Genomic DNA, 13544 nt, shown 5'->3' on the forward strand with positions numbered 1-13544 from the left:
TATCCATAAAGAATGAAAAGAAGAGAATTTATAGCCAAGGGAATTGTGTCCTCTTTGGCTTTTACAATTGTTCCGCGCGTTGTGTTGGGAGGCAATGGATTTCTTGCCCCAAGTGATCGAATCAATCTTGGGTTTATTGGTGTCGGAAAACAATCCTATACCTTGATGAATGGCCTCAATCGCTGCAAGGAAATCGCAAGTCTGGCTGCCTGCGATGTAGACCGTAATAAGTTGGCCGCATTTATTGCTGCGACAACGAAAAAACAAACGGAATTGTCAAAAGCACAGACCGAGATCAAGGCCTATCATCATTATCGGGAACTATTGGATCGGAAAGATATTGATGCTGTTGTCATTGCTACACCCGATCATTGGCATGCGCAGATTGCAGTTGATGCCGCTAAAGCTGGCAAAGATATTTATTGTGAGAAACCCCTTGCATTGACCATTGCCGAAGGTCGTGCCATGGTCGATGCAACCCGAAAATATAAACGTGTATTTCAGACGGGCAGCATGCAGCGTTCTTCCTATAATTTTAGACAGGCAGCAGAACTGGTTCTCAATGGCTATATCGGCAAAATCAAGGAAATCAATGTTTCTGTGGGCGAACCGGTCAAACAATGTGACCTTCCCTCTATGCCAGCCCCCGATTATCTCGATTGGGACATGTGGGTAGGACCTTCACCATATCGGGGTTATAATCCGATATTAAGCCCACCTTTGGAAGATGATAAATGGGCCTGGTGGCGCGGTTACCGTGATTTTGGTGGCGGTTACATCACCGATTGGGGTGCACATATGTTTGACATCGTACAATGGGCCTTGGGCATGGATGAATCGGGCCCTGTTCAGTTTAATCCACCCAAGGAAGCCAACAGCAATAGCGGGCTCTCGTTTAGCTATGCCAATGGCGTTCGGGTAAACCATGTGCAGTGGGGAGTACATAATGCGATCCAATTTATCGGTGAAAAAGGTAAGATTGAAGTAAGCCGCGAATTTATCCGCTCGAATCCAGAAAATCTGGCGAATCTTAAACTGACTTCTTCTGATCGTCGTTTGTATTATAGTGATAATCACTATCAGGACTGGGTTGATGCGATCAAAAAAAGAAGTAAGCCTATCTGTGATGTTGAAATAGGTCACCGGACGAGCTCAGTGTGCAATGCCATCAATATTGCGTATGAACTTCAAAAGGATTTAAAATGGAATCCACAAAAAGAACAGTTCGACAATGACTATGCTAATCTCATGCGCAGTCGCCCTTATCGCGGGGAATGGGATTTTAGAAAGTTCTAGTCTTTAAGACAAGTTTTCGATACAGACCTGACAAGATTTTTTTGTCAGGTCTGTATGTTTATTGATCAATAAATCCACAACAATTTAGTGCCGAAGAATCTTATTTTCGACAATAACTAGTGATAGAAATCGAATTGCCTACTTGACAAGTTTGAACTCCTATTTTCTTATGGTCACCTTCGCTATTTACTCGTTTTATAAACGGATCTTACTCGGAGTTTAGTCGGTATTTATTCGCTAACAACCGAAGAAGCACCGAACAAGCATCGAACAAAGTTATAACTAAGCCCGAAAAAGGTATCAAGTAAAACTAATTTTTTGACAGGCCGAAATTGGCATTCGAAGTTGCTACGAATCAGTCCTATTTAATCGAAATTACTCCTGTTGTGACAAGTGATTTCAAAAACTTACCCGCAGGTAGGTATTTCTTCAATTGGGATGAAGAAGCTACTTTTGAAATATTCAAATTGACGATTAAAGGGAAAGACGATATATTGGGCTTGATTTCATTTGAAAGAATTTCAAAGGAGATGCGAATCCATGTGAGGTTATTAACCGCATCAGTAGAAAATGTAGGGGCAGCTAAAATTGAAGATTGATGAGTACTTGAACTCCGGTGAAAGTGATATGGAACATCAGTTTACGTCATTTTTAAATGTCTATATACATCAACGAAACAATGGCATATCAAGATGAGTGGCGAGAAGAACTTGAAAAGAAAATTTGCTATTCTGGACAGATAATTGCTTTATTTGTATCCAACAATTATTACATTCAAACAGCAAAGGGAATCTTGATATGTCGCAATTAACAATAGTAGATCTGGCCAAAAAACTCGGCTTGTCAAAATCGACCGTTTCCCGTGCATTTCGGGATAACGTGGACATTAATCCAGCGACAAAAGCTCGGATTTTGGCTATGGCCGAAGAAATCGGTTTTTCGCCAAATGTTTATGCGAGTAGTCTAAAGGCAAATAAAAGTCTGACCATTGCGATTATTATTCCCGAATTTGGTAATAAATTTTTCTCGCAAGCCATCAAAGGAATTGAGGCTGTGGCGCGCTCCAAGGGTTATCATACCTTGATTTATGTGACGGATCATCAGGTGCAAAATGAAGCCTCAATCGTACGTTCACTAGCCAATGGACGGGTGGATGGCGTTATCATTTCGGCTTCGGGTGAGGGTAAAGACCATTCGCATTTACAACTTTTGGCAGAGCGCGGCATTCCGGTCATGTTTTTTGACCGTGCATACGACGATTGGAAGGGGGGGTACATTACGGGTAATGACTTTGATTCAGCTTACCTGGCAACCAAACACCTGATCGATAATGCCTGTAAACGGATCGCTTACCTTGCGATTAATCCGAATGTCTCTATTGGTAAGGTGCGTAAGGATGGCTACGAAAAGGCGCTGCAGGAAGTGGGGATTCCGATCAGACCAGCGCTTATTTTGGATACGGTCAATGATGCCGATCAGAATATGAAAGATATCGCCGACTTGATCGAACAGGAGAAACCCGATGCCATATTTGCCTCGGTAGAACGTCTTGCTATTTCGAGTATACGAGTCGCCAAGCAGCTCGCAATTCGTATTCCTGAAGATCTTAAAATCATTTGTTTTTCTTGTTTGGATATCGCCGATCTGATTGACCCGGCACTGAGCGTAGTGAAACAACCAGCCTATGAAATGGGGCAATTAGTAACAAAATACCTATTGGATAAGATGGAAGACCCCGAAAATACTAAGTTTGCTAATTCGGTTTACCTTGATTCCCAGCTTATTTTTCAAAAATCTAGCCTGAAATAAGAAAAAAAATATTTGTTTTTTGTAATCCCATTATTTAGCTTTGAATACTTTCGGGAACATTCCCGAAAGTATTTAAATAATCAATTTGTATAAAATATTGGATAGGGGAATCCAGCAATCGCCATAAGCGATTGCTTTTTACCTTGATTTCGGGAACGTTCCCAATTTCAGATTCCAAGTAAAGCTAATTATCGATGGGGAAGCATATCTCTCGTTTAATAGGGTATCTCTGGGTGATTGTCCTATTATCATCATGTGCAAATAAGAAAGATATCGTGGATGTCGAGCAACCTCCTGTTATAGAACAGCAGGGATCTGGTTTGCTCAATCTTTCCGACCCATTTATCTACTGGGATCAGGAAATTACTATTCAATTTGATTTTTCGAAAGGAAATGCGGCTTTAAAAGGAAGCACTACCGACCTGTACCTACACACCGGGTTGATTCCTGTCAATGGGGGCAGCTGGCAACATGTAGCAACAGATTGGTCTAAAAATGATAATGCCTATAAACTTAAATTTGTTTCTGCTGGTTTATATTCATTCACATTTACCCCCTCCAAATTTTTTAACCTGACTAATGGCGGAGAATTTGGTCAGATGGCACTTTTAGTCCGCAATGGTGATGGGTCGCTGGTCCAACGAAACAAAAATAATTCAGATCTATTTCTTCCTCTTGTAACGAGCAATACACAGGCCATTCGTTTTGTTTCGCCTACGCTGCAACCCACAGATCCAATTACCCTGGAACAGATGTACACCGTTGGGGATAATCTGAAGCTAAAAGTACAGGCAACGCAGTCCGGGAAAATCAGTATCTGGGATAATGGTTTATTGCTTGCTGAATCTTCTGCGGTACCGTCATTAGAAAAATCGCTCAGCCTACAGAGCAATGGCCTGCACGAGCTTGAAGCACGTCTTGAGGCTGGGGGCAAAATATATTTCAGTAAAGCACAGTTATTTGTGCAATCAAAACCTACCATCGCCGCACTCCCGATCGGCATCAATCCAAACGGAACAACGATAAACAGGGAAAAAGGGGAGGTCAGTTTTGCGCTCACAGCGCCATTAAAAACGAGTGTGTATGTCTTGGGCGATTTTAATAACTATAAAGCGTTACCAGCCTATGCGATGAGCCAGACACCAGATGGCAAAACCTGGTGGGTTACCGTATCGAATCTGGATTTCTCTAAAAAACAGACTTATCAGTTTTTGGTGGACGGTCAGCTGAATATCGCCGACCCCTATGCTGAGCTGATTCTTGATCCGCAAAACGACGCGGCACTCGGACTGACCGCGGCGGCTGTACCCACTTATCCCGCTGCTGCGCAGGGAGTAGTTGGTGTATTGGATCTTCCAGCCAAGTCTTACTCATGGAAAACCACGCTATTTAATAAGCCAGCTCAAGGTGATTTAGTTATTTACGAACTCTTGGTCCGTGATTTTATCAAACAACATCAATATACCACATTGAAAGACTCTTTGCCTTATTTAAAACGGCTGGGTGTAAATGCGGTCGAGCTTATGCCTGTACAGGAATCGGAGGGGAATTCGACCTGGGGTTATAATCCTTCTTTCCACCGCGCTTTGGATAAATATTATGGTTTGAAAAATGACTTGAAAGCCTACGTAGACGCTTGTCATGAAAATGGTATTGCCGTGATTTTGGATGTTGTTTTTAATCATGCTTTTGGTCAATCCCCGCTAGTACAGCTTTATTTTGAGCAGGGCAACGTAGCTGGCAATAGCCCTTGGTTCAATACGGTTGCCAAGCATCCGTTCAATGTTGGCTTCGACTTTAACCATGAAAGTAGTTATACACAGACTTTTGTCAAGGATGTTTTGACCTATTGGATGCAGGAGTACAAGATTGATGGGTTCCGATTTGACTTGTCTAAAGGGTTTACACAGAAAAATTCGGGTACTTCAGAAAGTGATTTGAGTGCATGGAATGCTTACGATGCGTCACGTGTGGCTATCTTGAAGCAATACCAGCAGCATATTCGCAGCATCGATCCCTCGTGTTATATTATTCTCGAACATCTTGGTGGAGATCAGGAAGAGGCCGAACTTGCGCAATCGGGGATGTTACTATGGAACAACATGAATGGGGTCTTCAATGAGGCGGCAATGGGCTGGAATGCCAACAACGGCTCGGATTTAGGCAGATTATTCCCTTCGGGCCATGGCATGACACAACCTTCGTTTGTGTCTTATATGGAAAGCCATGATGAACAGCGGTTGCTGTTCAAATGCCTGAATTACGGCAATTCATCAGGTAGCTATAACGTCAAGAACCTCAGTACGGCATTAAAACGTATGGAACAGGCCGCCGTGTTTTTATTGGCTTCGCCAGGACCTAAGATGATCTGGCAGTTTGGTGAATACGGCTATGATGTGTCTATCGATGAAAATGGGCGCACAGGCGAAAAACCATTGTTGTGGAGCTATCTACAACAAGATGATCGCAAAAAGCTCTTTGAGACCTATGCCAAACTTACACGTTTCAAAACCAAAAATAGCATTTTCCAAAACGGGACGATTATCACATCGGCTATGAAAGATGCCGTTAAATATTTTGTTCTCGAAAAGGAAGGACAACAAGTAGGGGTACTTGGCAATTTTGGGGTAGAAAGTGTGGACTTTGCCTTGCCGGCAGCGTTGCAGGGGCAGTGGGTCGATAATTTTACGGGAAAAGAGCTCAATTGGTCAGGCCAGTCAAAATTGAGTCTCCTACCTGGGCAGTACCAATTAATAAGCAAAACAAAACTAAATAAATAAATAAACAGTTATTTTATGAACAAACAGCTATCACGTCCATTTTGGGCTCTGAGCATGCTACTCGGTGTAAGTGCTTCGGCATTCGCGCAACAGGCAACGCTAAAAGGGCGAGTAATGGACCAGAAGGGGAGTTCCTTGGTCGGTGCTACACTGCGCTTCGAGGATATTCAAAAATCACTGTCTACCAATGCGAATGGGGATTTTAGCTTGGATAGACTACAAACAGGGAAATTACGTCTGAAAGTAAGTATGGTCGGATACGCGACCTTGGATACCTTGATCCAGGTCAACGATGGACAACATCCGTTAAACCTTTACCTTAAATCCAATACCAGTGCACTGGAAGAGGTTGTAGTAATTGGTTATGGTACACAAAAGAAAAGTGACCTGACGGGTTCAATCAGCACAGTATCTGCAAAAGATTTTCAAAAAGGACAGATCTCCTCGCCGGAGCAACTCATTATGGGGAAAGTTCCAGGCGTACAGATTACAACAAGTGGGGGGCAGCCGGGTGCAGGAAGCACCATCCGTATTCGTACCGGAGCTTCATTGAACGCCAGTAACGATCCGTTAATTGTCGTAGATGGAATTCCATTGGCAGGTGGTTCTGTATCTGGGGTAGCTAACCCATTAAGTTTGATTAACCCAAATGATATCGAGACATTTACAATTTTGAAAGATGCCAATGCAACAGCCATCTATGGTTCGCGAGCGTCGAATGGGGTTATTTTGATTACGACAAAAAAAGGCAGTCGCTCAGGAACACAAATCAACTTCTCTACACAGAATTCATTGGCTACCGTAGCCAATAAAGTAAAGTTGCTCAACGCCGATCAAATCCGCGATTACGTCAATACAAATGGTAGTGATGCCATGAAAAAGTTGTTGGGAACAGCAAATACCGACTGGCAGGATGTGATTTATGGCAATGCATTTACAACGGATAATAACGTTAATATTGCTTCCAAAGCGGGCAATATGCCTTACCGTATATCTGCGGGCTATATGAACCAGGATGGGGTATTGAAAAATGATAACTTAAAACGAACTACTGCTGCATTGGCATTAACACCAAAATTTCTGGACAATCATCTTTCATTGGATGTAAATGTCCGTGGTACCTGGTCAAAATCGAAATTTGCGACACAGGATGCAATTGGTTCTGCTATTCAGTTTGATCCGACTCAACCGGTTTATGTGGATGATAAAAATAGTTTTGGCGGGTATTATGAGTGGATTCAAGGGGGGAAACCTAATCCCAATGCACCACGAAATCCTTTAGCCTTGTTGGATTTACGCAAAGATAATGGCGATGTGTTTAGAAGTATTGGAAATGCAAAGGTGGATTATAGTTTTCATTTCCTGCCGGAGCTGCATGCCAACTTAAACGTTGGATACGATCTGGCGCGTTCGAAAGGGAACACATTTACACCAGCGATAGCTGCACGTAATTTTAATGAAGGGGGTGAAAGAACCCAATATAAAACCGATATCAACAATAAAACGCTGGAGTTTTATTTAAAGTATGATAAGGAATTACCTACAATCAAAAGTACGATAGACGCGACATTGGGCTATGGCTACTATAAAAATAGTAGTAAGGTTTACAATTTTAACCGTACAAATGCGGAAGGTGATAAGATCCTAAATGAACCTACTCGGCCTTTTGATAAACCCGAAAATCTGTTGATCTCTTATTATGGGCGTCTGATTTATACCTATGACAACCGGTATGTTCTGTCGGGAACTTTGCGGTCGGATGGTTCTTCCCGTTTTAGTCCTGATAACCGTTGGGGATATTTTCCTTCTGTAGGATTCACCTGGCGCGCCAAAAATGAAGGCTTTTTAAAAGATATAGCTGCAGTATCCGAACTGAAGCTCCGTCTAAGTTATGGAAAAACCGGGCAGCAAGATGGCATCGCCAACTATTCTTATTTGCCTAATTATACCATCAGCGGCAACGAGTCCATGTATCGCTTTGGTGATGAATACTACTATTTAAATTCACCTGTGGCCTACGATAAAGACATTCGTTGGGAAAATACAACAACCTATAATGCCGGCGTTGATTTTGGCTTTAGCAACAATCGGGTCTATGGTAGCGTGGATTATTATTCGAAAAAGACCAAAGACCTGCTCAGCACGATTCCCGTTCCTGTAGGCTCTAACTTTAGCAATTTCCTGTTGACCAACGTGGGTAACATGGAAAACCAGGGGCTGGAGTTTAATGTACACTTCGTCCCGCTAAAAACGGATAATTCGACTTTGGACATCGGTTTTAACCTAACTTATAATAAGAGTAAAGTAACCAATCTGACACAGAGTGATGATCCAAACTTTATTGTAGAGACAGGTGGTATCCGTGGTGGTACAGGCGGAAATATCCAGGCGCATAAGGTTAATTTCATGCCAAACAGTTTCAATGTTTTCCAACAGGTATATGATGAACAAGGGCATCCTGTCGAAGGTGTCTATGTTGACCGTAATGGAGATGGCGTTATCAGCGATAACGATCGCTATCTGTATAAATCACCGTTACCGAAATATCTTTTGGGTTTTACAGCGGCATACAGCTATAAAAAATGGTCGGCAACAACGGTATTGCGCGCAAATTTGGATAATTATGTCTACGACAATGTTTCCTCTAATTTGGGAAGCGGGGCAAATATCAACGATCAGGCCGTTTTGGTGATCAATAATGCACCTGTGGATTTCTTTAATACCAATTTTCTGCTCAAACAGCTCCGAAGTGATTACTACATTAAGAACGCTTCGTTTTTGAAAATGGATAATGTCAACCTGAGTTATAACCTTGGAAAATTTATCCGGAATAGTAACGCTTCAATGTCGATTTCTGCAACTGTACAAAATGTATTTACGATCACCAATTATAAAGGTGTTGACCCCGAGATATCGAACGGTATAGACGATCGCTTCTATCCGAGGCCAAGGACTTATGTATTGGGTGTAAATGTGAGTTTTTAAACGATATAACAATGAAAAAATTAAATAAATATATAGGTGTATGCTTGCTGGCTATAGCACTGAGCAGCTGCCATAAGGATTTGGATCTAAAACCGACCAACGACGTAACTGCAGATGTAGCCTACAGTGATTTTAAAGGCTATACCTCGTCTTTCGCAAGATTATATGGATCATTGACCTTAACCAGTACATCGGGGCCGAATAACTCTGATCTGGGAGGATTGGATGCCGGTACATCGGATTTTTTACGCCTCTTTTGGAACGCACAGGAACTTACAACCGATGAGGCCGCCTGTGCCTGGCTCAATGATTCGGGGATTAGCGGACTGGATTACCTCGATTTTGACGATAGCAATCCCATGCTCCGTGGTCTTTATACCCGCTGTGTCTATAGTGCCACACTTGTCAATGAATTTTTAAGAGAAAGTACAGATGCTAAATTGGCCGAACGCGGTATTTCAGATACCGATAAAAAAGAAATCGCTTATTATCGTGCCGAAGCAAGATTCTTACGTGCTTATAATTATTGGGTGCTGCTTGATTTGTTTGGAAATCCACCATTTGTAACCGAAGAAACTCCTGTCGGAAAAGTGTCGCCGCCCCAGATCAAACGACCTGAACTTTTTGCGTATGTAGAGAAAGAGCTGTTGGAAGTTGCAGGCCAGCTAAAAGGTGCCAAACAGAATGTATATGGTCGTGTCGATCAAGTTGCGGCATGGGGGCTGTTAGCTCGTTTATACCTCAACGCTGAAGTTTACCTGGGTGCCGGTAATAAGAAATATACCGAAGCGATTACATACGCAGAAAAAGTACTGAACTCGAGCTATAGTTTGGGGACAAATTATCGGGAGCTCTTTTACGCGGATAATGATGTGAACAACCCCGAATTTATTTTCTATCTGCCTTATGATGGAACCAAAACACAGAGCAAGGGTGGTACAACTTATCTGATCAATGCAGCTATTGACGCAACCATGGATCCCACTTCTTTCGGTGTACCCGGCGGCGGTTGGGCCGGAAATCGGACACGCGACAATATCGCAACGATTTTCGGAGACTACAGCGGAGCAACGGACAAGAGGGCAATGTTTCACTTAAATACAAGCGTTAAAATTGAAGATATCGCTGTCTATAAGCAAGGGCTGGCGGTTACCAAATTCCGCAATGTGAACAAGGACGGAAAAACTGCTCCTCCGGCAGCTGAAGGTTTCGTTGCTTCGGTGGATTTCCCGTTGATCCGTTTGGCAGAGATGAACTTGATCTATGCTGAGGCGACATTGCGTGGCGGCTCTGGCGGCAGCTTGGCCAAAGCACTGGACTATGTCAATAAACTGCGTGTACGTGCCTATGGAAACAACAGTGGGAACTTAACGAATCTTTCTTTGGATGATATTCTCAATGAGCGTGTGAAAGAATTATACTGGGAAGGATTTAGACGTTCGGATTTAATCCGCTATGGCAAATTTACGGGTGATAATTACCTCTGGCCTTTTAAAGGTGGTGTGCTTGCAGGTCAGGCAGTTGCCGGGTATAGGACGTTGTTTCCACTTCCTGCTTCGGATATTATTGCGAACTCCAATCTTGTACAGAATCCAGGCTATAATTAATCAGCATCGGACAGGAAGAACGGCGAGTCTCTTCCGGTCAATGTAGCCTTACCTGTAATAAGACAATTGTTGACAGATGAAACCGGGCAATATCTATTGTTCGACGCATTGGCGAATGGTCAGTTACCCGGGCTTTCATCAGCTATTGAAAACAAAAATTAAACAGATGAAAATTAGACACTATATCGGAATCATGCTGCTATTTATCGTGGCGTTCCAAAGTTGTAAAAAAGACGAGACGCGCGCTATATTGGCTAGCGGGGAGAGCATAAAGCCGGCAACTTTAAGCCTCGATAAAACGAATGTAACCTTGTCAAAAGATAACGCAAAGGATACGGTACTGCACCTCAATATGATTCAGCCTGACTTTGGTTTTCAGGCCGCAGTAACCAACGTCCTGCAGTTTGGACTTAAAGGAGACAATTTTAAAACAGTAAAAGAAGTTGTCATTCCCAACGGCCGGACACGCCTTGGATTTACAGGCTATGAATTGAACGGCTATTTACTTTCTCTTGGTGTTCCGACGGGAACGGCTTCGGACTTTGATGTACGCCTCAAGTCGAGTATCAATACTAAAATTACGGTGGTGTTTTCTGCGTTAGCTAGTCTTAAAGCAATCCCTTTTGCTTCGACCAGCTATTTGTACGTTCCAGGAGCTTATCAGGGATGGGATCCGGCTACTGCTGAATCAATAGTCTCCCCAACAAGCAACGGCATCTATACGGGCATTATCTCCTTTCCGGAAGCGAATTCGGAATTTAAGATTACGACAGAGCGCAATTGGGCAAATTCCTATGGACAGACTGCAGATGGTAAACTCGCTTTTAATGGCGGTGGAAATATAAAAGCTCCACGTGCAGGAAATCTGGAAATAGAAGTCAATACGACAGCAAATACCATTTCATTTAAAGATCACAATTGGGGCATTATTGGTAGCGCCACGCCAAAGGGCTGGGATGCCGATACGGATATGAAATTCGACAATGCCAATCAGGTATGGAAGCTCACAGTGAGCTTAACTGCAGGCGAGATCAAATTCCGTAAAAACCACGATTGGGGAACAAATTTCGGCGGAGCTAACGGCAGTCTGATTGCCGGCGGGGCCAATATCGCGGTTGCGAATGCCGGTACGTATGATATCGTCGTGGATTTCAATGCAAATACATATACGTTGACAAAGAAATAAAAAACGATGTTTAAACTAAATAAAAAGATTACCACAGTATTCGTGGCACTAACGGTGCTTGGATGGAGCCCCCTAATGGGGCAATCCATCCAACGTGTAGAACCCCTAAACTGGTGGGTAGGAATGGAAAATCCGACCTTGCAGCTTGTCGTCTATGGACCTCAGATAGGGAAAAGCGAGGTACAGGTGGAGGATAAAGGGATAGAACTTGTCAAAGTCAATCGCGTAGAAAATCCCAACTACCTCTTTTTGGATGTCAAGGTGGCTGCTTCGGCCAAACCAGGATGGTCAACTTTTACCTTTAGTCAGGGAAAGAAAAAACTAACCTATCGTTATGAGTTGAAGCCAAGGAATCAAAAAGTACAAGCACAGGGTGTGAACAGTGCCGATTTGATCTACCTGATTATGCCCGATCGTTTTGCCAATGGAAATAGAGAAAATGATCAGGTGAAAGGTATGTTGGATATGAGTTTAAACCGAGACTCGATGTATCTGCGTCATGGCGGTGATCTGGAAGGAATTATCGGAAAGCTGGATTACCTACAAGATCTTGGGGTGACATCCTTGTGGTTGACTCCTGTGTTGACCAATGACATGCCCCAGGCTTCATATCATGGTTATGCCAACACCGAAACCTATCATATTGATCCCCGTTTTGGTAGCAACGATACCTATGTCCAATTGGGGGAACAGCTGCATAAACGTCAGATGAAACTGATTTTTGATGTGGTGCCCAATCATATCGGAAGTTATCATTGGACGGTAAAAGACAAGCCGATGGCCGACTGGCTCAATGAATGGCCTACCTATACGCAGACATCTTACAAAGACCAGGCAGTTTTTGATCCTTATGCCTCGGCAGATGACAAAAAGAAAATGGTCAAAGGCTGGTTTGTTCCCACAATGCCCGATATGAACGAACAAAACCCATACGTTCAAAATTATCTGACCCAAAGCCATATCTGGTGGATAGAGACTGCGGCAATAGATGGATTCCGAATTGATACCTATCCGTACAATGATCTGGATTTTATGGCCAAATGGACAGATCGCATTCTGCAGGAGTATCCAAAATTCACCTTTTTTGGTGAAACATGGGTACATGGTGTGGGGAACCAGGCCTATTTTCTGGGTGGAAAACGAGTTGGCCAGGAGGTCGATTCCAAGCTGATGGGTGTCACGGATTTTCAGCTTAATTATGCCATAGGTGATGCACTCAACCAAAAGACAGAATGGACCGCCGGAGCCAATAAATTGTATTCAACCCTCGCTTCAGACTTTCTGTACCCACATCCCGAGCAAAATGTGCTTTTTTTGGATAACCACGATAAAGATCGTTTTTTCTCCGTTGTCGGTGAAAATGTGCAGAAATATAAATCGGCAATGGCTTGGCTTATGACAACAAGGGGCATCCCACAATTGTACTACGGGGCTGAAATTCTGATGAAGAATTTCTCAAATCCAGATGGTTTATTACGGGAAGACTTTCAGGGTGGTTTCGCGGGTGACAAACTGAACAAGTTTACCGCAGGCGGAAGGACTAAGGCAGAGCAGGATATGTGGACTTTTGTTCAAACGCTAGCCAATTATCGTAAACGACATGCTGTATTACAAACTGGTAAAACGATGCAGTATGTGCCCGAAGATGGTGTGTATGTGTATTTCCGCTACAACGAGCAACAGACGGTTATGGTCGTGATGAATTGCAATGATTCGACGAAAGAGATCAAACTGGATCGTTTTAAGGAAAGAAACAGCAGGGTCAGATCCTATGTTGATATTATCCAAAAACAGGAAACCGCTCCAGCTGACAATACCTTGAAACTGGAAGCTTATGAGACTAAAGTTTTGGAGCTTAAGTTTTAATACAATTTAAAATTC

At 43.0% G+C, this 13544-nt stretch carries 8 protein-coding genes; all 8 read left to right on the plus strand.

The features are described 5' to 3' along the window. Positions 1–12: 12 nt before the first annotated feature. Positions 13–1296 (plus strand): Gfo/Idh/MocA family protein, encoded by a 1284-nt coding sequence (locus L1283_RS03700; RefSeq protein WP_333887730.1) that lies wholly within the window; start codon positions 13–15, stop codon positions 1294–1296. A gap of 332 nt (positions 1297–1628) precedes the next feature. Continuing rightward, complete coding sequence (locus tag L1283_RS03705; RefSeq protein WP_429625775.1) at positions 1629–1895, plus strand: hypothetical protein; 267 nt, start codon at positions 1629–1631, stop codon at positions 1893–1895. A 199-nt stretch (positions 1896–2094) separates the two neighbouring features. Next, positions 2095–3105, plus strand: coding sequence for a LacI family DNA-binding transcriptional regulator (locus tag L1283_RS03710; protein ID WP_286883232.1), 1011 nt, complete (start codon positions 2095–2097; stop codon positions 3103–3105). Positions 3106–3299: 194 nt separating this feature from the next. Further along, positions 3300–5885 carry an alpha-amylase family glycosyl hydrolase gene (locus L1283_RS03715; RefSeq protein WP_429625776.1) on the plus strand — a complete coding sequence of 862 codons (2586 nt, stop codon included), beginning with the start codon at positions 3300–3302 and terminating at the stop codon, positions 5883–5885. A gap of 15 nt (positions 5886–5900) precedes the next feature. Beyond that, complete coding sequence (locus tag L1283_RS03720; RefSeq protein WP_429625777.1) at positions 5901–8870, plus strand: SusC/RagA family TonB-linked outer membrane protein; 2970 nt, start codon at positions 5901–5903, stop codon at positions 8868–8870. A gap of 11 nt (positions 8871–8881) precedes the next feature. Then, on the plus strand, positions 8882–10477 hold the full coding sequence (locus L1283_RS03725) for a RagB/SusD family nutrient uptake outer membrane protein (RefSeq protein ID WP_088160638.1): 1596 nt from the start codon (positions 8882–8884) through the stop codon (positions 10475–10477). Between the two features lie 166 nt (positions 10478–10643). Continuing rightward, the gene (locus L1283_RS03730) at positions 10644–11663 is read left to right on the plus strand and encodes a SusF/SusE family outer membrane protein (protein WP_172840659.1); all 1020 of its coding nucleotides are present in this window, start codon (positions 10644–10646) and stop codon (positions 11661–11663) included. Between the two features lie 6 nt (positions 11664–11669). Then, entirely contained in the window at positions 11670–13529 is a 1860-nt protein-coding gene (locus L1283_RS03735) for a glycoside hydrolase family 13 protein (RefSeq protein WP_429625778.1), read from the plus strand. Positions 13530–13544 lie beyond the last annotated feature (15 nt).

Source organism: Sphingobacterium sp. HSC-15S19, from assembly GCF_050433745.1.
GTDB classification, from domain to species: Bacteria; Bacteroidota; Bacteroidia; order Sphingobacteriales; family Sphingobacteriaceae; genus Sphingobacterium; species Sphingobacterium siyangense.